We start from the raw sequence: 20,776 nt of genomic DNA on the forward strand, positions 1-20,776 counted from the left end.
TAGCTGAGGCAAAATTTAAACCCATCTAAAAAAGACACTCTTTAGCCACACAGTTCCTTTTTGACACGTTCACTCGCCATGCTAATATTCCAAGCGGGCTCCCATACCACTTCAATCTCACATGATTCAACACCATCAATTTTTAAAACGGCCTCTTTCGTCCACTGCTGAATCAACTCATGCAATGGACATCCTTTTGTGGAGAGGGTCATGGTCACATGAACATTGTTTTGTGCATTTACTTTAACCCCATAAATCAACCCTAAAGAGACAATATCAAACCCAACTTCTGGGTCAATGACTGTTGAAATTGCTCCATAAACCTCTTCTTCTGTAATCATTTTTCATTCTCCTTTATTTTGAAATTAAACGCATACATAGCATTAAACGCAACCAAAACCAATGAAAGCAGTAAAATCACACTACCATAGAAAAAAACCTTCTGCTCTTGCATCAAAATACCGCTAGCTTGAAGGATAACGGCTAGCCACAAACTGTATGTTTGGGTATTGGCTGTTTTGGTATGCACCATTTGGTGTAACAGTGGTACTTTTTGTTTTCCAACCAAAGGTGAGAATTTTTCATACCAAATCAAAAATGGTAAAATCTTATAAATATGCCCCACAATAAAAGAGAGTAAAAAACCAAAAAAGAAAAACACGCCAAAGAGCATGGCAAATTTTTCCTCTCCTTTTAGGGCATACACACTGACACTTAGCATACTCACACTTAATGAGACCCACGCAAAAACACTGTTTTTCACCCAATAGTCATTTTGTTTACGCACCCTCTGCCGCATAACAATCACCATTTGAATGAGATAAAATGCCATGCCTAAAAACATCAGTGCTAGTGCAGTGAATTTAAAGAAATTGTCTAAGCCAAACACAAAGGTTGCCATACCAAGCGCAATGCCTAGGGTATATACAGACAATGCTCGTTTTATCCACATGTCACTAAAACCATGAGAAAGTGAAAACATAGGAATTAAAACCATCGAAACCCCCATGACAATCATCATCACAAAGCCACCCAATGTTCCAATAATATGTGCTTTTACCCATGCATCAATGTCTATTTCTAAAAGCCCATGTTCTAATGTTAAGCCTATTAAAAGCCCTAGCGTAACCGATACAAAAAGAAAAAGGGTTGCAATGAGTAAAAACCACCCGATTAAACGTATCTTCTCTAAACGGTAAAAGGTCATAAACACATTCACACAGAAAATCGCCATGGAAAGATACGTAATCACCGCACCATAAGGAATGAGCAGATGAAGGGTACTTACACTAAAACCACTTACCATCAACGCCACACCAATAACGTACATGTAAAACTGAACATACGCAAAATCTTTCGAAAAAATAGGTGCTTCAAGCACCACGGGTAAGAGTTGGTACATTGCCCCAAAGATAATCATCATCACAAAACCAAGCAAATAAAGATGTGAGAATGCGGCAAGCGATAAAGAGAGAAAAGAGCCTAAACTATCAGCACTCATACTTAAAAGTCCCACACCACTGAGACTTAAAAACACAATCCCCGCAATGAAAAAATGCGCAACCAAAATAAAAGGAGGTGCCATCTCTGTGGCAAGTGAAGGTTTCATACCCTTACCCCGCACAATGCTTTTGGCTTAAATCGACGTTATCACTCATACCCTCTTTGTAGGAGAAAATGAGTTTGAGTTTAGCACCTTCAAGCTCTATGACTTCAATGTCATAAAAGCCATCAATTTTTGCTAACAACCCCACAGGAGAGCGGTGGTTCATCATCACAACTTTTTTATGAGGTGCATCTAAAAGCTCTAGGGCAAGCATTGCATTCACCATGGGTTCTGGTGGAACACACATGGATGTATCAAACTCTATATACTCAATACCATCATGCGTATAGGTGACAAAAGGAACCGTTGCATCGTTTACATGTAAAGAAATAGGGGTCATTGTTTCATCCTTTTTAAGATTTATTTGGATGAAACTATAGTGGAAGATAAAAGGGATTTCCTTAATCTAAATCAATAAAAAGAGAAAAAGTATCTGAATTGAAGAAGAAGCCCAAAAAATGGGCTTCTAAAGAAGTTTTTAGTGTAAAAAGTGTCGAACACCCGTGAAATAAAGTGCCATGCCATACGCATTCGCCGCAGCAATCACTTCATCATCCCTAATGCTTCCACCTGGCTCAATAATGGCTTTCACCCCAGCAACTGCTGCCGCATCAATGCTATCACGGAAAGGGAAAAACGCTTCACTGGCTAGTGCTGCGCCACTCACATCAATGCCCATATCTTCTGCTTTTCGAAGCGCTGCTTTTGCAGCATCCACACGACTGGTCATCCCCATGCCAATGGCAACCATGGCGCTATCTTTGACATACACCACACAGTTTGATTTGGTTAAGCTCGCCACTTTATAAGCAATTTCAAGGTCACTCATTTCTTGCTTAGAGGCTTGACGGGTGGTTAAACATTTTGCTTGTGTTATTTCTTCATCACGTACCACATCGCTCTGCTGAAATACAAAACCACCATCCACATGTTTAAAGTCATACGCATCTTCGCTCAATACGAGATATTTGCTCTCTTGCGTAAAGATTTTAATGCGTTTTTTACTTTCAAAAACAGCCAAAGCCTCTTCATCGACATTCGCCGCAATGATGACTTCCACAAAAATTTCATTGATTTTTTCTGCTAAGGCTTTATCTAGCGTTCCATTAATGGCGACCACACCACCATACGCTGAAACAGGGTCACATTTTAAGGCTTTAACATAACTGTCCAAAAGGTTTTCACCGATGGCAAATCCACACGGATTGGCATGTTTAATAATACACACCGCAGGCGCATCCCCAAAGGATGCAGCAATTTTAACTGCACCGTTGATGTCGGTCATATTGTTAAAACTTGCCTCGCCTTTGAGGGTTTTAAAATGGTTGGTAAAGAAGTAGTCAAACTCATACAATGCCCCTTTTTGATGAGGGTTTTCGCCATAACGGGTATCAAACGCTTTAGTGCCTACAATAAACTGTTTCTCACCAAATCCACCATTAAAACGCTGGTTCATATAGTTAGCAATCATGCTATCGTATGCTGCGGTATGCTCATACGCTTTAATCATTAAAGAGCGTCTAAATTCGAGTGTATTGCTCCCAGATTTAAGAACATCAATCACCCTATCGTAATCCAAAACATCGGTGACAATCATGACATCGTTAAAGTTTTTTGCCGCACTTCGCACCATTGCAGGACCACCGATGTCGATATTTTCGATAATCTCATCAAAATCATCCGTTTTGGCAATTGTCTCTTTAAACGGATAAAGATTGACACACACCACATCAATACCCTCAATGCCATGCTCTTTTGCAACCTTTACATGTAAAGGCAAATCTCTACGGTGTAAAATACCACCATGAATCATCGGATTAAGGGTTTTAACCCTACCATCAAACATCTCAGGAAATTTTGTCACTTCAGAAATTTCAAGGGCTTTAATGCCCTCTTCTTTTAAGAGTTTATACGTTCCACCTGTGGAAATAACCTCAAAACCAAGCCCTACCAATTCTTTTGCAAACTCAACAATCCCAGTCTTATCACTGACACTAATTAACGCTCTCACATGATTCCTTTATTCGTTTTATTAATAATTCATTGTTACTTTTATTTTACAATACCTTCCTTTTAGGACGCATTAAACTTTGGAGCATACTATGACCTCTTTACCCTCTTCTTCCCAAAAAACATGGTTCATCTTGTTTGCAAGTTGGCTTGTTGCCATGATTTCCACACTCGGAAGCCTTTTTTTTAGTGAAGTGATGTTTTTTCCACCTTGTGTGATGTGTTGGTACCAGCGTATCGCCATGTATCCACTAGCACTGATTTTCTTTGTGGCACTTTTTTCAAGTGATAAAACGGTGTTTAAATACGCCATGCCTTTAGTCCTTACAGGGCTCTTTTTTGCCCTCTATCACAACTTACTTTCATGGGGCATTCTTCCAGAAGCTGCCGCACCTTGTACGCAAGGTGTTTCATGCACGAGTGAATATATTAACTGGTTTGGATTTATCTCTATCCAATTTCTTTCTTTAAGTGCGTTTAGCATGCTTTTTATTCTCTTACTTTGTCTCAAAAAAAAGGATACACAATGAAAAAACAATGGATAATTTTGACCTCACTGATGGTACTTGTGGGACTTTATTTTGGTGGAAGTTACCTTTATAAAAATGCAGACCATCGTGTTGCCGATGAAAAAACATCCGCCCTGATGCGCCCTCATGCCTTTATTATTGGAAACCCCGATGCAAAAACAACCATTGTTGAGTTTTTTGACCCAGCCTGTGGTACATGTAAAAGTTTTTACCCCTTTGTCAAAGAGATACTCAAACAACACCCAGAAAAATTAAAACTAGCCTTGCGCTATGCTCCCTTTCATAAAGATTCTTACTATGTTGTTGCGATGATTGAAGCCTCACGTCTGCAAGGAAAATACCTTGAAACCCTTGAGATTATTTACAAATATCAAGAAAAATGGGTGAGCAATCACACCCCAAACATTGCGCTCATTTGGGCATTTTTGCCTGAGGCGGGTGTTGATATTGAAAGGCTTAAAAACGATATGAAAAAACCTGAAATAGACGCAATCATTAAGCAAGATATAGCCGATACACAAACGCTAGGGGTAAGAGCCACTCCTGAGTTTTTTGTCAATGGTAAGCCTTTGATTACCTTTGGAAGAAAAGAACTACAAGCCTTAATTGCATCAGAATTATAAAAGAGGAAAAGCCTAGCTTTTCCTCATTCGTGACAATCACACCCATGAAGCCTGATTTCTCTTCGTTTTTTAGCCGCTTTAAAACGCTTTTTTTGAATCTCTGTCTCAGGCTGGAGTGTTGGAACAGGCGTTGGTTTTCCATCTTCACCCATTGCCACCATGGTAAAAAAACAGCTATTGGTGTGTATCGCTGTTCCTTTTTTAATATCTTCAGAAATGACTTTAATACCCACTTCCATCGACGTCGTTCCTGTGTAATTGACACTGGCTAAAAACGTCAGCAGTGAGCCTACGGAGACAGGATGTTTAAATATAACTTGATCCACTGACATCGTAACCACATAAGAGCCACAATAACGTGTTGCACACGCATAAGCAACTTGATCCATCAGTTTAAGCAGGTCTCCACCGTGCACATTGCCCACAAAATTGGCTTTATCTGGGGTCATAAGAACAGACATAGAAAGTGTATGTTTTTCAAAAGGAGTTGAAAGCATTTTTTTCCTTTACATGTAAAACGAAATTTTGACAAATATGCTACAATCATTTCACTAAAAATAAGGATACCTTATATGACTAACTTTGATGAACGTGTGGATAGAACAAAAACACCTTGCGAAAAATGGGATAAATACAAGGATAAAGATGTCATTCCTGCGTGGGTAGCAGATATGGATTTTAAATCGCCTCCGTGTGTGATGGAAGCCTTGCAAAAACGTGTAAGCGAAGGGGTTTTTGGTTATACCGCTATTGATGATGAAACCTATGATGCGATTCTTGCGTTTATTAAATGCCACTACAATTGGGAGATTCAAAAAGAGTGGTTGGTCTTTACGCACGGCGTGGTGAGCAGTATGAACATTGCGTGTATGGCGGTGGAAGGAGAAAGTGTTATGACAACAACGCCGATTTACCCCCATTTCATCAAAGCACCTAAACATGCAGGGCGTGAGGTGATTGCCATTAAAATGAAAGAAGAGAACAAGCGCTGGACGCTTGACTTTAAAGCGATGGAAGCGCACATAACGCCTACATGTAAACTCTTTATGCTTTGCAATCCTTACAATCCAGCAGGGACGGTTTTTACATGTAACGAGTTAGAGCAACTTGGAGCATTTTGTTTAAAGCATAACCTAAGTATCTGTTCGGATGAAATTCATGCCGATTTGATTCTCAATGATACGGCAAAACATATTCCTATTGCCTCACTTTCCCCATCACTTCAAGAGTGTACCATTACGCTCATGGCGCCGAGTAAAACCTTTAACATTGCAGGGCTTCAAGCCTCTTTTGCCATCATCCCCAATGTAAAACTGCGTCAAAAATTTAAAACAATCATGGGAAGTATGGTCGGAGGGGTTAACCTTTTAGGCATTGTTGCCATGAAAGCAGCCTACCTTGATGGGGATGCATGGTTGCGTGAACTTCGTCTTTATTTGGCACATAATCTTCAAATGGTACAAGCCTTTGTTGCCAAAAATCCAACACTGAAACTCTTAGATCAAGAAGCCACCTTTTTGGCATGGATAGATGCCTCTGCTTTACATGTAAACAATCCCTACGAATTTTTTCTCTCATTTGGTGTGGGATTAAGCGATGGGGAAGCTTTTGGTGACAAAAATTTTATACGCTTAAACTTTGGAACCCAAAAAGACCTCTTAGAAGAAATTTTAAGACGTATGCAAAAAGCAATGGATAGCTTAAAAATTTAAGGCAAAATTGCTAAAATCATACAATTTTTTCAAGGGATGCAATGAAACGAATTTACCTACTTCTACTCATAACACTGTTTTTGCTAAGCGGTTGTACTCAAAAAATAGCAGTAGAAGCCCCACCTCCCGCATACGATGACACACCAAAACGTGATGCCATCGTTTTTGAGGCACTCAAATACCGTGGGAAGAAGGATGGAGGGGATTGTTCAGGATTTGTAAGCCTTGTCAATCAAAAAAGTCTAGAGCCCTATTTTCAAACAGAAAGTCTTAATGCTTATTTTGAAGATTCCAGACGCTCCTTAGCCATTTACAATCTTTTAGACGCTCAAAATCGCCTCTACCATGAAAATCCAAAAATAGGTGATCTTATCTTTTTTGCCAATACCGTCAAAAAATACGCCAAACAAAAAAGTGTCGATAATATCACGCATATTGGTATTATTACCAAAGTTGAAAGTGATGAAACCATCCATTTTATTCACCACACAAAAGGACGCAACCTTATGGGACAAATGAACCTCGCCCACCCCAATACCGCTACGCTTAACAATAAACCCATTAATACCTATCTGGAAAAATGCTCGATTGCGCAAAGCCACCAATGTTTAGCCCCTGCTTATTTTAGTGCTTATGGAAAAATTCAATGAACTATTATTTTACCCTGAGCCTCAGTGCTCTATTGCTCTGTGGGTGTGCCATGAAAGAGGTAGAAGTTCCTTCTCAAATCGTTGAAGCACCCAAACCTGAAGCAAAAATGTACATTGAAGAAAAACCCACCAAAGAGTTACTCCTAAAGCAAGAAAAAGAGAGCTTTGCTTTGCGCTCTATTCCTGAGCGTTCCACCCGTGAAGCCATCGTTGAAAATGCAATGATGTATTTAGGAAAGCGTGATGGTGGGGATTGTTCAGGGTTTGTCAATCTCATTAATATTCGCTCAGGTCGCCCCTTTTATCAAGAAAAAGAGTTAAGCCAAAGTTTTGATAATGCACGAAAATCACGTGCTATGTTCAATCTTATGTCCAAAAAAGGCAATGCTTATGAAGCAAGACTACCCCATATTGGGGATTTGGTCTTTTTTGAAAACACAGAGAGACGAACATCCAAAAAAACAAAAGGGAACAAAACCCCTGCCGTACAAGTGGCTGAGAATATTACGCACGTAGGCATTGTCACCAAAGTAGAATCCGATGGTACCGTAGAGTTCATTCACCACTCGAATGGTAAAAATATTTTAGATTATATGAATTTTAACTATCCGATGCTCACCAACAAAGACGGCAAAAAAATCAATACCTATATGAAACGCTGTCCCTCAAAAAATGGAGCCGTTCAACCGCAATGCATGAACATCGCCTTTTTTGTCGCTTACGGGACGTTTTGATTTTACACACAATCCAAGCAAAGCTTGAATTGCAAGATAGCACTAAAGCTAGCCAATAAATTGGCAGAAAATGAGAGTTAAAATTTGAAAGAGATAAGAGGTGCCCTCGCACCTCTTGAAGATTTAGATGTCTTGCTCGATTACTTCTTGGAAGCGGTTAAAATAACGCTCTTGTATAGCTTCAACACTTTTGGAAACATCATTACATGTAAAGTTCTGTCCACCCACAGTTCCGATTTTAGTAGCACTTAAACCAATCGTTTTAGCCATTGCCTCAAAGCCTGCTTCATCGTTTACTTCAACGAGTGCACGGGAAAAACTCTCTGAAAAAATGTCTTTAGCATCGTTACATGTAAACTTACATGTAACACCTTTTCCACTTTTGGCAACCATTTTAGCCAGCGCAATGGCAACGCCACCTACGTTCACATCTTTAGCCGCATTTAAATAACCTTTTTTGTTCGCTTCAATCACCAGTTCCCACAATTTCAACTCTTTGTCATAATCAAGCTCTGCTAATGTGCCCTCAACTTTGCCAAAAAGCTCTTTCATATACAAGCTTCCGCCAAAATCACTTTGGGTATCGCCGATAAGATAAACACTTGCACCCTCTTTTTGGAAACTGGATGGAAGCGTTTTGTTTGCATCATCATTCAAACCTACCATTACGATGGCAGGGGTTGGAAAAACGCCCACACCGTTGGTTTCGTTGTAAAGGGAGACATTACCGCTCACAACAGGTGTGTTTAGTTTCGCACACGCTTCTTTGATGCCATAACAGCCTTGCGCAAATTGCCACATGACTTCAGGATTTTCTGGGTTTCCGTAGTTCAGACAATCCGTAATAGCAAGAGGTCGTGCGCCACTCATCGCAACGTTTCTTCCGCTCTCAGCCACCGCAGCAGCAGCGCCCATTTTAGGGTCAATGTAGTTGTAACGTGGATTACAATCGCTACTCATTGAAAGCGCTTTACCGTTTTCTTTGATGCGAATCACGCTCGCATCCAAACTTCCTGGTGCTTTAATGGTATTGGTTTGGACGGTGGAGTCGTATTGGTCAAAAATCCATGATTTATCGCTGACTTCCACAGAATTTAAAAGAGTCTCAAACGCACTTTGATTCTCTACTTTTGCAAAGTCATTGATGGTTGTGTTTTTAATAGACGCTAAATAAGCGGGTTCTTTGGTAGGTCTGTCATAAATCGGCGCTTGCTCGCTCACTGGTTGGACTGGCATATCCGCCACTTTTTCACCGTGCCAGAAAAGCTCCATATGACCTGTTGCGGTAACTTCTCCGATAATTTCAGCGTTTAAGTCCCATTTTCTAAAAATCTCTACGACTTTGTCTTCATAGCCTTTTTTCGCACAAATGAGCATTCGCTCTTGCGATTCGGAGAGCATAAATTCAAAGGGTTGCATACCCTCTTCACGTGCTGGAACTTTGTCTAAGTGCATGATCATACCGCTTCCACTTCGTCCTGCCATCTCAAAGGAGCTAGAGGTCAAACCCGCCGCACCCATATCTTGAATGCCCACGATGTAGTCGGTTTTAAAGAGTTCTAAACATGCTTCAAGTAAAAGTTTTTCAGCAAAAGGATCACCTACTTGAACGGTGGGGCGGAGGCTTTTGTTCGCTTCGGTAAAGCTATCGCTTGCCATAACAGCCCCACCCAAACCATCACGACCTGTTTTTGAGCCAACGTAAACAACAGGATTGCCAATACCCTCAGCTCTGCCGTAAAAAATCTCATCACTTTTTGCAAGACCAAGGGTGAACGCATTGACCAAAATGTTGCCGTTGTAACTCTCATCAAAAAAGGTCTCACCACCGATGGTAGGAACACCCATACAGTTACCATAACCGCCGATACCTGCTACAACGCCTCGTACGAGGTAGCGTTGGTGATGCGATGTGTCGTCATTGTTGGTAACATTGCCAAAGCGCAAAGAGTTCATGTTCGCAACGGGACGAGCACCCATCGTGAAGACGTCTCTTAAAATACCGCCAACACCCGTTGCGGCACCTTGATAGGGCTCAATGAAACTTGGGTGATTGTGTGACTCCATCTTAAAGACAGCTGCCATGCCATCGCCCACATCAATAACACCTGCATTTTCACCAGGACCCTGAATCACCCATGGCGCTTTCGTGGGGAAACCGTTTAAGTATTTTTTGCTGGATTTGTAAGAGCAGTGCTCACTCCACATGGACGAGAAGATGCCGATTTCTAGCATATTTGGCTCACGCCCTAAAATGTTCAAAATATTTTCATATTCGTCTTTGGTTAACTTATGTTTTTTTAACACTGCGTCTAAATTTTCCATGGATTATCGCCCTATGTGTGTAATTAAAGTGCGCTTATTGTACAAAAAAGGAGCTAAAAGTTAGTTTTGACGAAGATACTCCTCACATGCCTGCGCACTCATGGGCTTAGCAAATAAAAACCCTTGCGCCATCAAACACCCATTTTCAAGTAAAAACAGCTTTTGTTCTTCTTCTTCAACACCCTCCGCTAAAACATCCAATCCTAAGCCTTGTGCTAAAGAGACAATTGCTCGTAAAATAGCTCTATCTTCCATATCATCAGGTAAATCTTTAATAAAAGAGCGATCAATCTTAAGCTTATCTAAGGGCAACTGTTTAAGATAGCTCAAAGAAGAGTACCCTGTGCCAAAATCATCCACAGAAATACTAAACCCTAATTGTTTGAGTTCTTGAAGCATGGCAATAGAAGAGGCTGCTTTCGTCATAATATAACTTTCGGTCATCTCTAATTCAATACTAGAAGCATCAACCCCTATGCCTTGACGTAAGGTCTCAATTTTTTCAACAAAATTTTCCTCCTCCATTTGTATCCCTGAAATATTAATCGCCATTCTTCCTTTAAAAAGCTTCTCATCTTGCCACACTTTGAGCTGAGATAAAGCCTTTTTCATTACCATCTCACCCAAAGGAATAATCATACGATTCTCTTCAGCTCTTGGAATAAATGCATTAGGAGGAATCATCCCTTTAATAGGGTCATTCCAACGTACTAAAGCTTCAATCCCCACAACGCCACCTGTTTGTAAATCAATCTGTGGTTGATAATAGACAATAAATTCATCCCTTTCGATAGCTCGTTTCATCTCTGTATCTAATTTACTGGCTCTAAAAATGGTATCGGTCATATCTTGTGTGTAAAAAACATACCTATTTTTTCCTCTACTTTTTGCCTCATACATCGCCGTATCTGCATTTTTAAACAAGGCTTCAAAATTGGTACCATCGTGTGGAGAAAGCGCAACACCAATACTTACACCCAATGAAAAAACATCTTTTTCCAAAAAAATGGGTTCAAGTAAACTAGCAACCAATGCTTCACACAATGTGCTTACATGTAAATGTCCCTCCGTTAAAACAACAAACTCATCACCACCCACACGTGCTAAAAAATCATTCTCTTGAAGGCATTTTTCAAAGCGTTTTGCTACGATTTTAATCACTTTATCACCCACAGAGTGACCGTACATATCATTAATCGTTTTAAAATAATCCAAATCTAAAAATAAAAATGCCATTGAGGGCAATTCATTCATGCAACGTTTTTCAAACTCTTCTCGTAAATAAATGCGGTTTGGTAGTTTCGTTAAAGGATCATTGAGTGCTAAAAAAAGCATCTCAGCTTGTGAATGCTTACGCTCACTAATGTCACGATGGGTTCCTGCAAGCCTTAGCGGTGCTCCTGTTTTTTCATCCCGTTTTACCACCGCACCAGAACCCTCAATCCAAACCCAATGCCCATCTTTATGTAACATACGAAATTCGATAACGTAAGGCTTATTATGGCGAATAGTACTTTCAATGGCCTTTTGCGCAATAATTTTATCGCTTGGATGAATACGATTTGACCAATCCGTAACCGACGCTTCAATATCCTCACGCTTTAAGCCCAAAAAGAAAAGCCATTTATCATTCACCCACTGAGAATTATGAACATAATCCCAATCCCAATAGCCTAAATTTGCCCCCTCAATTACATACTCTAAGCGTTGTTGATGCTCTAAGAGCCTTTCTTGTATGGCATTAATTTCATCTATTTTACGTTTAATCAGAAAATACAACAATAACGATGTAATCACAACAAAAAAAAGCCCTTTATACGTTTGCAAAGCACTCAGGGTATTAGCATCGTCAATAAAAAAGCTTAAAAGTGCATCGGAAAATAAAATCCATAAAATTCCAAAAAAAGTATAAAAAAAGACAATACGCAAAGAACTCATCATGGTGCGCATTGGTTTACTCTCCTTTATTATCGTAACTTCAATTGAATTTATTATACAGATATTTATAGTATTTTGATAAAAATTCAGCTAATATTCAAGCTTAAAATTCACTTCTGAGGTGGTTGTATATGTTTGGTCTAGGCTTTTCTGAAATCCTCATCATTGCCATTATTGCTATTTTATTTTTAGGACCTGAAAAACTTCCTGATGCCATGGTTAAAGGTGCAAAATTTTTCAAATCATTTAAAAACAGCATTAATGATGTCAAAAGCACCTTTGAACAAGAGATGAAAATACAAGAACTCAAAGATGAAGCGCTCACCTATAAGAAAAAATTGGATGAAGCAGCCACCAGTGCAAAAAAAGTGATTACCTTTGATGAGCTTGAAGAGATTAAAAAAACAACGCAAGGTGTGACTGATTCTTTAAAAGAGTTAGAAAACAGTGTGAAAGAGAGTACCTCCTTTGAGTCTATCACAACACCCACTGAGCCAACCCTTGTGACATCAACACCCACACAAGAACCTTTATCTGAACCTAAAAAAGAGGGAAATGTCTAATGTTTGATGAGTTAAAACCGCATTTAGCTGAACTTCGTAAGCGCCTTGGTATCTCTTTAGCCGTTGTCATTGTTATGTTCGTTATCTGTTTCTCTTTTTGGCAACCCATTTTAGATTGGATGATAGCCCCACTGAGAGAAGTTTTACCCACAGGAAGCAGTGTTATTTTCACAGGGGTTCAAGAACCTTTCTTTACCGCTATGAAGGTGGCATTTTTTGCAGGGTTTATTGTCTCTTTGCCTGTTATTTTTTGGCAATTTTGGCTTTTTGTAGCACCTGGTCTTTATGACAATGAAAAACGCCTTGTGATTCCTTTTGTATTGGCTGCAACCCTTATGTTTCTCTTGGGTGCCGCGTTTTGTTATTATATTGTTGTACCATTGGCATTTGCGTTTTTAATTGGCTTTGGTAGTGCACTTTTTACAGCCTTGCCTAGTATTGGTGAATATGTTGGGTTTTTTACTAAAATATTAGTAGGCTTTGGGCTCTCGTTTGAAATGCCTGTCATCATCTTTTTCTTTGCAAAATTAGGTTTGGTCGATGATAAAGGCTTAAAAGAGTTTTTCCGTTATGCCATTATTATTATTTTTATTTTAGCAGCTATGCTGACACCTCCTGATATTCTCTCCCAATTTCTAATGGCAGCACCGCTGATTATTTTGTACGGTGTTTCTATTTTGGTGGCAAAAGCAGTTAACCCTTATGTCGCACCTGAAGAGGACAATCAAGAACATGATGATGAAACACCAAAAGAGGACTAAACTATCGATCCGCTTTTAAAAACAACGTACGATTATACGCTTCCACCAGAGCTTATCGCCACACATCCTATGGAACCACGAGATGAGGCGAGGCTTTTGGTCTTTAATCGTCAAACGGGTACACTCACGCATACCCTTTTTAAAGAGCTTTTTCAGTTTTTACCTGAGAACAGTGCTGTCATTCTTAACGATACAAAAGTTGTAAAAGCACGTGTTTTTGGGAAAAAACAAAGCGGTGGGGAGATTGAACTGCTCTTAAATGCTCCCTTGCATGAAAATTTTTACTCGGTGTATATTCGTGGGCGGGTGAAAGAAAAGATGAGACTCTTTTTTGATGAAGCCCTTGAAGCAGAAGTGGTGGAATTAAAAGAAGATGGCACACGTATTGTTGCTTTTTTTCGCGACAAAGTACCTTTGCACACCAAAGCACTTTTTGATACGTTAGAGACCATTGGACATATTCCTTTGCCACCTTATATCAAACGAGAAGACACAAAAGAAGACACCATAGATTATCAAACCGTCTTTGCCAAAGAGCAAGGGGCAGTAGCAGCACCCACCGCATCCTTACATTTTACAGACAGTATGTTTGAAGCACTTAAACAGCGCTACGAAACCCATTTTTTAACGTTACATGTAGGTGCTGGAACGTTTAAGCCTGTTGAAGCAGAACATATTGCAGATCACGTCATGCACTCGGAGATGTATGCTATTCCAGAGATTACATGTAAACTGATTGATTCACAAAAACCGCTTCTAGCCGTTGGGACAACCGTGACCAGAAGCGTTGAGTATTACGCAAGAACCAAAGAATCTATGGGAAAATGTAATCTTTTTTTACACCCCAACAATCCGCCCTTACGCATCAATCATCTTTTAACCAATTTTCATCTACCAAAATCAACATTGATTATGTTAGTAGCTTCCTTTGTAGGAATTGAAAAAACGCTAGAACTCTACGAAGAAGCCGTAAAAGAGCAGTACCGCTTTTTCTCTTACGGCGATGCAATGCTTATTATTTAAATATTTAGGCTTTCATATCAAGTAAGCTTCCCAACATCTCATTTTGGGTTTGAATGGGTTTGGTGTTGGCTTCAAAACTGGCTTCAATGACCACTTGCTCACTTAATTCGTTTGCCAAATCCGTGCCGCTTTGTGTAGCTCTGCTTTGTGCAACAACGCTACCACTTTGGTTGCTAAGGGTTGTTTGGGTTGCTTTAAATTCATCTGTATTGACATTGGCAACATTGTGGGCATTATTTCCCATCCAATTGCTCATTGCCATCATAGCGTTTGCATTGACTTGCATGCTCACTCCTTTGCCTCTTTTTCGAACTATACTCTTCTTGCCTTAAAAAAAATCTAAAACCATAAGATTAAAAATAAATGGTCTCATTCTTTTCGACAATGTGTACCTTGCTGTGTGTATTTTCTTTCAAATAGCTTTTAAAAAGTTCCAATTTATCGACCTCACCATGAATCAAATAAACATGAGTTAAACCCTCTATATTCCTTATCCATTCAAGCATATCAAGACGGTCTGCATGGGCTGAAAAACCATTAATGGTATGAATTTTAGCCCTTACTTTAATCTCTTCCCCATAAATTCGAATAAATTGCTCTCCATCAACAATATCACGCCCAAGTGTACCTTTAACTTGAAACCCTACAAAAACAACAGCATTTTTTGGGTTCCAAATACGCTGTTTTAAATGGTGCAGTACCCTGCCCCCTGTACACATACCACTTCCAGCAATAATAATCGCCTTTTTTTCAACCTCATTAATCTCCATAGAATCTTTTCTGCGTTGGGTTAAATGCAATTGAGGAAACGAAAAAGGATCATCCCCTAAGCTTACATGTAAACCCAGCTCTTGATTGAGATGAAAAGGGTATTTGTGATAAATCTTTGTTGCTTCAATGGCTAAGGGGCTGTCTAAGAAAACATGGCAATTTTGAAGTAACCCTTCTTGATGCATCTGGCGAAGTAACCACAAAATCTCTTGCGTTCGCTCCAGCGCAAAAGAAGGAATTACAATATTCCCCCCTGCTTGAAGCGTTTCAATCACAACGTCTTTAAACTCTTGAATACTCTCTTTAAGGTTACGATGTTCCCTATCACCATAGGTTGACTCAATAAAAAGGGTATTGGCGTGGCTAAGAGGAGTCAGCTGATTGAGTAAAAGACGGTGTTTACTGCCCAAATCGCCTGAGAAAATAACCCGTTTTTCTTCGCCATTTTCTTCCCTAAAATGCAGAGCAATATACGCACTGCCCATAATGTGCCCTGCATTATGAAAACTAATCTCTAAAAATGGAGCAATCTTGATTTTCTCATCGTAGCGAGCGTAGCGTTTTTTTTGGGCAAAAACATCTTCGACATGCTCTTTGGTATACAAAGGCTCTTGAACCAACGCTTCATCACCTCGTCTTAGAGCTTTTCGTAGTTGACTCTCGTACTCTTCCATCAATAGAGCCGCACTGTCTAGTAACATAATATATGCTATATCCAAGCTTGCTTCTGTTGCTATAATCTCTCCACGAAATCCCTCTTTCACCAGTTTGGGCACACGCCCAATGTGATCAGCATGCGCATGGGTCAGCAGTAAATAATCAATCTGTGATGCATCAAAGCCAAAGGGTTGGTAATTATCGTGCCAGAGTTCCCCTTGAATCATCCCACAATCAATTAAAATTTTAATGGAATGAATTTCAACCAAATGACACGAACCTGTCACCATAGAAGCCCCACCGTATGATGTCACTTTTGCCATTGTTTATCCTTTAGTGTATAAACTTATCAATAATCTCTTTGTACTTTTTCTCAATCACATGACGTTTCTTTTTCAGCGTGTTGGTTAACTCTTCCCCCACGGTAAACTCTTGGTCTAAAAAGTGAATATTTTGGAGCTTTTCAAAAGGTTTAAATCCCTCTTTTTGATGCAACATGGCATTCATTTCGCTTTTAAGTTTTGCAACAATATGTTGGTCTTCCATCACTTGCTCAATCGTATGCACCACTTTATCAAAATTCACCGCTACATACTCTTTAAGTTTTTCAAAATCAGGAACAATCAGCGCACCCAAACCTTTTTTGGTATGACCTACTAAAATAGCATCGCTAATAAATGGCAACATCGAAAGGGTCGATTCAATGCGAGAAGGATCAACATTTTCACCATTAGCAAGAACAATGATCTCTTTTGAACGCCCCGTGATGATAAGCTCACCTTTGAGGGTTAATTTTCCCAAATCACCTGTTTTAAAAAAACCATCTTCGCTGAAACTTTTAGCATTCTCTTCAGGGTTATTATAGTACCCATGCATGACTTGTTCACCCTTTACCCAAATCTCGCCTATTTCGCCCGCATCCAAAGAGGCACCCTCTTTCGTGACAATTTTAAGCGTAGTGCCTTTAACAGGTAAACCGAGCGTGGAAAACGTATTGCACTGAAGCGCACGTCCTGAAATAACAGGCGCACACTCACTCATCCCATATGCATTGACAATGCGAATACCAATCGCATCAATCCACGCATCTAAAAAATCAGGCAACGCCCCACCCCCACTCACCGCCAAACGAAGTCTTCCTCCAAATTTTTCTTGCACAAGGGCTAATTTTTTTTGAGCGATGCTATAAAAAGGATAGAGGAAAAAACAGGTCAAATATGCCACGATTTTTTCTTTACATGTAACAAAAAATGAGGGCTTTTTAAAACAGGGAAGTTCGTCATCTATGACACGTTTTGCACGTTTATACGCTATGGAAATAGCAATAAGTTTTTTAAAAATTTTAGCTTTTTTTGCGTCGGTTTTTTCTAGCGTGGTATTAATCTTTGTATACATAGACTCCCAAAGTCTAGGGACGGTTGCTACGATGGTCGGTTTATACTGCTCCAAATCCGCTGCAAAAGTTTTAATGCTCGAGTACACCGTACAACACCCACGTGAAAGTGCCACATACTCAGCAGCCCGCTCAAAAATATGCCATGAGGGTAAAATAGAAACCCACATATCCGTACTTTGAAGCGCAATGAGTGGCGGAATTTCTCGCACATTGTACATAATATTTTCATGACTTAAAGGAACGCCTTTAGGCGTTCCCGTGGTGCCTGAGGTGTAAATAATGGTGACAATATCTTCTGCATCCAGCGCTTCTTGACTTTGAATAAACGCTTCAATTTCATCCGTATGAATGGCTCTGTCTTTTAAAATATCCTGATACGAATACAGATTACTCAAAAAAGAGTGCACGCTAGGTGCTTCAACAATAAAGATTGCCTCTAAAGAAGCAGGGAGAATTGCCTCATAGCGCTGATACATCTGCTCATTTTCGACAATAAAAAACTCCGCACCTGAATGATTTAAAATAAACGCCAACTCTTGTGATGGGGTATCGCATCCTCTAGGAATCCCAATCGCACCTAATGAGACCAGTGCCAAATCGGTCACCATCCACTCATAACGGTTATCGCATACAAACATCACTTTAGATTTTTTTGTAATTTTTTTAGCTTTAAATGCACGAGCGAGCACTAAAACATCTTCAAACAATTTTTCGTAACTGACCTCAAACTCAGTTTGAGCAACGGTATAAATAAAGGCTTTTTTTTCTCTGTTCTCTTCACATGTTCGAAGAAACATATGAAAAAGTGTAGTATCCGTACGATGCAAGCACACTTCCTTTGGTAAAAATCTTTTGTATTGTAGCTAAAACAAAGCCTTAAGGAGAACGAAATGCTTTGAAAACCAACACAATAATAAGCGTTTGAACACAAAAAAGCCCTACATGTAAACTATACACTTGTGCTTGTTTATCAACAATTCCTATAAATTCAAGACTTTTATACACTAAAAAAGAGAGCAGCATCCCTGCTAAATACCCTTTTTGTTTCATAATATCCACATACGAGAGTAAAACCGATCGTTTTAACGCCAATGTTTCCATACGCATTAAATAGCTCCCAAAAACAAACGTCACTTGATAAGAGATATAAATGAAAAGAACATTGGCATAGGCATAATCAAACAAAAGAAAACTCACCACAATGACGAAAGACAAAAGTTCAACCCCTAAACTCACACCATAAAAGACACGAAGATTCATCATCTTCTCATATCCTTTTGCAACCATCAACAAACCAACAGCAAGCCCAATGCCTCCGAGTGAAAACACTGAAGGCTCAAGCGGTGTGTAGAGCACAAAAACACTCCCAATGGCTATGCCAAAATAAAGAGAATTGAGAAGTTTATACCAAAGGTATGGGCGTAGTTGGAGTTTCATTAAAATTTCGCACTAAAGCCAACAAGAAAGGTACGCTCATAGTTGATAGGATACACACTAGGCGTTGCCCCACCAAAATCTATAAACATGGCATTTTTCTCATTAAAAAGGTTATTGATTTTTGCATAGACTTCATAATTTTTATAGGTATACGTTGCTGATACATCCGTTACCGAATAACTCTCCATTTTTCCATAGGAACCACTAAAATTATCAATGGCATACGCCCTTGATTTATAGGTTTCCGATAAAAGGAGTGTCACTGCTTTGATAGGGTTGTATCCTAGACTTACTTTAAGCGTATGCGGTGAAACACCTGGAATCTCTTTGCCATTATACACTCCTCCATACCCATCATCCACAATTTTGGTATCCACATAGGTGTAATTCAAAATGGTGAAAAGATTGGAAAGCATTTGATAACGCTCGGAAAGCTCAAAACCTCTTTTTTCTGTCTCTTTAAGATTTGTATTTTTGTACGTAATTGGATTGAAATAAATCTCATCATCCACCCATGCGTAAAAAAGGGTCGTTTTAAAGGTATGAGGATAACGCATGTAATTAAACCCTAAATTGATAGTATCTGCTTCCATGGGTTTAATAAAACCATTAAAGGTACCACCCATATTAAAAAATCTATCAACATCAGGCGCTTGATACGAATGATTAAAATTAGTAAAAAAAGATGTTTTCGCATTGATTTTATAATTGTAACCCACATCATAGGCTTGAAGAGACGTATCAGATTCTAATTCTTGTGTCGCACTTTTATACTCATAGTTCACTTTTTCTTCTCTCATACCTGTTGAGAAGGTGTGCTGATTGAAAAGATAATCCGCTCTTGCATAGACACCAAGGTTTTCTTTGCTTGTGGTATTGCTTCCGCCATCTCTTTTTCCATCAAAACCTTGAACACCCACCAAGGCTTTCAATGAGGTATTGCTGTAAAGTAATTTTGTATCAAAACTTTTATAATCATACGTGCTTTTTGAGCCATAGCTCACAAATTTAGAAACTTTATCTTCATCAAAGAATTGCGCATCTAAAGAGAATTTTTGATTGATTTTATAATTGGCTCCAACACTTAAGACATTCGAACTAAAATATTGCTCCGTATAGCCTTTGATTTTATCTAATTCACCGTTTTTATACTCTGCATAGCTTAGGGAATTAGAATAATTCACATTCATTTTTGAAAATGATTTACTTACATTCAATGTCAAATCATCAATAGGCGTCCATGTGGCACTTATGACTTTATTGCGACTCCAGCTTTCATCTTTTGTGCCATCATTGGCAACGTCTTTAAAACCATCATGGCTATAGTCATCAATGTACCCTGAAATGGAAAATTTATCTTCTTTAATGCCAAGCCCTAACGAGCCAAACTTTAAACCATTATCGCCCATATAACTTCGAATGACAGCACCTTCGTAATCTTTGGTGATAATATTAATAACACCCGCATTGGCTCCATCACCGTATTCAACCGAACCACTTCCTTTAATAATTTCTACTTTTTCAATGCTATCAAGGGGAATAGACGATAAGAGTTGTGGAACCATATCAATAGTATTTAAACGTCTTCCATTAACAGAAATGACGGTATTTTGATAACCATCACCTAATCCATACCCACGCATATCAACTTTTTGCGAAAAAGGGTTTCCATATACAGGCAGGGTTGAAATCGATGTTTGTGTATTTAAAAATTCGTAGATGTCTTTGGAGTGAGATTTTTCTATCTCTTTTTTAGTGTAAATTTCAGATGCAAATGGCGCACCAACTTCGCTGAGCTTAATTTTTTTTGAGATAACCACAACAGGTGCACTTGTCTCTTCAAGCACCGCTGATGTTTCGGATGAAGATTCTGCTTTGGGTGCATAGAGTTGCTTTTCAGTGTCCACCACACTTTGCCCTTCACTGGCAAGTGTCACGGTTGCATTTAAAGCAAGTATCGCTGCCAAGCTAAAATACTTCCCTCGAAATCCTTTTGGACTTTTCATTCTTCCTCCTAAAATTTTGAAAAATCATTCTACT

20 protein-coding genes are annotated in these 20,776 nt (G+C 39.3%); 8 read left to right on the forward strand and 12 right to left on the reverse strand.

Annotated elements, in window-relative coordinates; all coding sequences use genetic code 11:
• Positions 1–41: 41 nt before the first annotated feature.
• The 4 genes from SULBA_RS07425 to purH all read right to left on the reverse strand — a co-directional run bounded on the left by SULBA_RS07425 (position 42) and on the right by purH (position 3,617).
• On the reverse strand, positions 42–341 hold the full coding sequence (locus SULBA_RS07425) for a metal-sulfur cluster assembly factor (protein ID WP_014769666.1): 300 nt from the start codon (positions 339–341) through the stop codon (positions 42–44).
• A complete protein-coding gene (locus tag SULBA_RS07430) occupies positions 338–1,609 on the reverse strand; it encodes a hypothetical protein (RefSeq protein ID WP_014769667.1) in 1,272 nt (423 codons plus the stop codon). The genes SULBA_RS07425 and SULBA_RS07430 overlap by 4 nt, the downstream gene beginning before the upstream one ends.
• Positions 1,610–1,613: 4 nt before the next feature.
• On the reverse strand, positions 1,614–1,946 hold the full coding sequence (locus SULBA_RS07435) for a hypothetical protein (RefSeq protein ID WP_014769668.1): 333 nt from the start codon (positions 1,944–1,946) through the stop codon (positions 1,614–1,616).
• Between the two features lie 138 nt (positions 1,947–2,084).
• Positions 2,085–3,617, reverse strand: coding sequence for a bifunctional phosphoribosylaminoimidazolecarboxamide formyltransferase/IMP cyclohydrolase (gene purH / locus SULBA_RS07440; protein WP_014769669.1), 1,533 nt, complete (start codon positions 3,615–3,617; stop codon positions 2,085–2,087).
• A gap of 91 nt (positions 3,618–3,708) precedes the next feature.
• Between purH and SULBA_RS07445 the strand changes: the two genes are divergently transcribed.
• Both SULBA_RS07445 and SULBA_RS07450 read left to right on the forward strand, forming a co-directional pair.
• Entirely contained in the window at positions 3,709–4,146 is a 438-nt protein-coding gene (locus SULBA_RS07445) for a disulfide oxidoreductase (protein ID WP_014769670.1), read from the forward strand.
• Positions 4,143–4,769, forward strand: coding sequence for a DsbA family protein (locus tag SULBA_RS07450; protein ID WP_014769671.1), 627 nt, complete (start codon positions 4,143–4,145; stop codon positions 4,767–4,769). Before SULBA_RS07445 ends, SULBA_RS07450 begins: the two co-directional genes overlap by 4 nt.
• Before the next feature lie 23 nt (positions 4,770–4,792).
• Here SULBA_RS07450 and SULBA_RS07455 read toward each other — a convergent pair whose 3' ends face one another.
• Entirely contained in the window at positions 4,793–5,266 is a 474-nt protein-coding gene (locus SULBA_RS07455) for an acyl-CoA thioesterase (protein WP_014769672.1), read from the reverse strand.
• A 75-nt stretch (positions 5,267–5,341) separates the two neighbouring features.
• Here SULBA_RS07455 and SULBA_RS07460 point away from each other — a divergent pair, with 75 nt between their 5' ends.
• The 3 genes from SULBA_RS07460 to SULBA_RS07470 are packed head-to-tail and all read left to right on the forward strand — an operon-like array spanning position 5,342 to position 7,865.
• Positions 5,342–6,481 (forward strand): MalY/PatB family protein, encoded by a 1,140-nt coding sequence (locus SULBA_RS07460; RefSeq protein WP_014769673.1) that lies wholly within the window; start codon positions 5,342–5,344, stop codon positions 6,479–6,481.
• A gap of 41 nt (positions 6,482–6,522) precedes the next feature.
• The gene (locus tag SULBA_RS07465; protein WP_014769674.1) at positions 6,523–7,131 is read left to right on the forward strand and encodes an NlpC/P60 family protein; all 609 of its coding nucleotides are present in this window, start codon (positions 6,523–6,525) and stop codon (positions 7,129–7,131) included.
• The gene (locus tag SULBA_RS07470; RefSeq protein WP_014769675.1) at positions 7,128–7,865 is read left to right on the forward strand and encodes an NlpC/P60 family protein; all 738 of its coding nucleotides are present in this window, start codon (positions 7,128–7,130) and stop codon (positions 7,863–7,865) included. Before SULBA_RS07465 ends, SULBA_RS07470 begins: the two co-directional genes overlap by 4 nt.
• Positions 7,866–7,988: 123 nt before the next feature.
• On the opposite strand, the gene purL is transcribed toward SULBA_RS07470, so the two are convergent.
• Entirely contained in the window at positions 7,989–10,190 is a 2,202-nt protein-coding gene (purL, locus tag SULBA_RS07475) for a phosphoribosylformylglycinamidine synthase subunit PurL (protein ID WP_014769676.1), read from the reverse strand.
• 60 nt (positions 10,191–10,250) lie between these two features.
• Positions 10,251–12,140 carry a putative bifunctional diguanylate cyclase/phosphodiesterase gene (locus tag SULBA_RS07480; protein ID WP_014769677.1) on the reverse strand — a complete coding sequence of 630 codons (1,890 nt, stop codon included), beginning with the start codon at positions 12,138–12,140 and terminating at the stop codon, positions 10,251–10,253.
• 119 nt (positions 12,141–12,259) lie between these two features.
• Here SULBA_RS07480 and tatB point away from each other — a divergent pair, with 119 nt between their 5' ends.
• From tatB to queA, 3 genes are read left to right on the forward strand one after another with little or no spacing between them, the layout of a single operon-like run.
• Positions 12,260–12,691 (forward strand): Sec-independent protein translocase protein TatB, encoded by a 432-nt coding sequence (gene tatB / locus SULBA_RS07485; RefSeq protein ID WP_014769678.1) that lies wholly within the window; start codon positions 12,260–12,262, stop codon positions 12,689–12,691.
• Positions 12,691–13,452 carry a twin-arginine translocase subunit TatC gene (tatC, locus tag SULBA_RS07490; protein WP_014769679.1) on the forward strand — a complete coding sequence of 254 codons (762 nt, stop codon included), beginning with the start codon at positions 12,691–12,693 and terminating at the stop codon, positions 13,450–13,452. Before tatB ends, tatC begins: the two co-directional genes overlap by 1 nt.
• A 3-nt stretch (positions 13,453–13,455) precedes the next feature.
• Complete coding sequence (gene queA / locus SULBA_RS07495; RefSeq protein ID WP_041671826.1) at positions 13,456–14,475, forward strand: tRNA preQ1(34) S-adenosylmethionine ribosyltransferase-isomerase QueA; 1,020 nt, start codon at positions 13,456–13,458, stop codon at positions 14,473–14,475.
• A gap of 4 nt (positions 14,476–14,479) precedes the next feature.
• Here queA and SULBA_RS07500 read toward each other — a convergent pair whose 3' ends face one another.
• The 5 genes from SULBA_RS07500 to SULBA_RS07520 form a co-directional block, all read right to left on the reverse strand.
• Positions 14,480–14,761, reverse strand: coding sequence for a flagellar basal body rod C-terminal domain-containing protein (locus SULBA_RS07500; protein ID WP_014769681.1), 282 nt, complete (start codon positions 14,759–14,761; stop codon positions 14,480–14,482).
• A 67-nt stretch (positions 14,762–14,828) separates the two neighbouring features.
• Entirely contained in the window at positions 14,829–16,226 is a 1,398-nt protein-coding gene (locus SULBA_RS07505; RefSeq protein ID WP_014769682.1) for an MBL fold metallo-hydrolase RNA specificity domain-containing protein, read from the reverse strand.
• A 10-nt stretch (positions 16,227–16,236) separates the two neighbouring features.
• A complete protein-coding gene (locus tag SULBA_RS07510; RefSeq protein ID WP_014769683.1) occupies positions 16,237–18,126 on the reverse strand; it encodes an AMP-dependent synthetase/ligase in 1,890 nt (629 codons plus the stop codon).
• A gap of 49 nt (positions 18,127–18,175) precedes the next feature.
• Positions 18,176–18,736, reverse strand: a complete 561-nt coding sequence (locus SULBA_RS07515) for a hypothetical protein (RefSeq protein WP_014769684.1) — start codon at positions 18,734–18,736, stop codon at positions 18,176–18,178.
• Complete coding sequence (locus SULBA_RS07520; RefSeq protein WP_014769685.1) at positions 18,736–20,742, reverse strand: TonB-dependent receptor; 2,007 nt, start codon at positions 20,740–20,742, stop codon at positions 18,736–18,738. The genes SULBA_RS07515 and SULBA_RS07520 overlap by 1 nt, the downstream gene beginning before the upstream one ends.
• Positions 20,743–20,776 lie beyond the last annotated feature (34 nt).

It is taken from the genome of Sulfurospirillum barnesii SES-3 (assembly GCF_000265295.1).
GTDB classification, from domain to species: domain Bacteria; phylum Campylobacterota; class Campylobacteria; order Campylobacterales; family Sulfurospirillaceae; genus Sulfurospirillum; species Sulfurospirillum barnesii.

What these genes read in the sequence shown, in the direction of transcription:
- SULBA_RS07425 (WP_014769666.1), bottom strand. Translation starts at nt 341, where the DNA reads ATGATTACAGAAGAAGAGGTTTATGGAGCAATTTCAACAGTCATTGAC.
- SULBA_RS07430 (WP_014769667.1), bottom strand. Translation starts at nt 1,609, where the DNA reads ATGAAACCTTCACTTGCCACAGAGATGGCACCTCCTTTTATTTTGGTT.
- SULBA_RS07435 (WP_014769668.1), bottom strand. Translation starts at nt 1,946, where the DNA reads ATGACCCCTATTTCTTTACATGTAAACGATGCAACGGTTCCTTTTGTC.
- SULBA_RS07445 (WP_014769670.1), top strand. Translation starts at nt 3,709, where the DNA reads ATGACCTCTTTACCCTCTTCTTCCCAAAAAACATGGTTCATCTTGTTT.
- SULBA_RS07450 (WP_014769671.1), top strand. Translation starts at nt 4,143, where the DNA reads ATGAAAAAACAATGGATAATTTTGACCTCACTGATGGTACTTGTGGGA.
- SULBA_RS07455 (WP_014769672.1), bottom strand. Translation starts at nt 5,266, where the DNA reads ATGCTTTCAACTCCTTTTGAAAAACATACACTTTCTATGTCTGTTCTT.
- SULBA_RS07460 (WP_014769673.1), top strand. Translation starts at nt 5,342, where the DNA reads ATGACTAACTTTGATGAACGTGTGGATAGAACAAAAACACCTTGCGAA.
- SULBA_RS07465 (WP_014769674.1), top strand. Translation starts at nt 6,523, where the DNA reads ATGAAACGAATTTACCTACTTCTACTCATAACACTGTTTTTGCTAAGC.
- SULBA_RS07470 (WP_014769675.1), top strand. Translation starts at nt 7,128, where the DNA reads ATGAACTATTATTTTACCCTGAGCCTCAGTGCTCTATTGCTCTGTGGG.
- purL (WP_014769676.1), bottom strand. Translation starts at nt 10,190, where the DNA reads ATGGAAAATTTAGACGCAGTGTTAAAAAAACATAAGTTAACCAAAGAC.
- SULBA_RS07480 (WP_014769677.1), bottom strand. Translation starts at nt 12,140, where the DNA reads ATGCGCACCATGATGAGTTCTTTGCGTATTGTCTTTTTTTATACTTTT.
- tatB (WP_014769678.1), top strand. Translation starts at nt 12,260, where the DNA reads ATGTTTGGTCTAGGCTTTTCTGAAATCCTCATCATTGCCATTATTGCT.
- tatC (WP_014769679.1), top strand. Translation starts at nt 12,691, where the DNA reads ATGTTTGATGAGTTAAAACCGCATTTAGCTGAACTTCGTAAGCGCCTT.
- SULBA_RS07500 (WP_014769681.1), bottom strand. Translation starts at nt 14,761, where the DNA reads ATGCAAGTCAATGCAAACGCTATGATGGCAATGAGCAATTGGATGGGA.
- SULBA_RS07505 (WP_014769682.1), bottom strand. Translation starts at nt 16,226, where the DNA reads ATGGCAAAAGTGACATCATACGGTGGGGCTTCTATGGTGACAGGTTCG.
- SULBA_RS07515 (WP_014769684.1), bottom strand. Translation starts at nt 18,736, where the DNA reads ATGAAACTCCAACTACGCCCATACCTTTGGTATAAACTTCTCAATTCT.
- SULBA_RS07520 (WP_014769685.1), bottom strand. Translation starts at nt 20,742, where the DNA reads ATGAAAAGTCCAAAAGGATTTCGAGGGAAGTATTTTAGCTTGGCAGCG.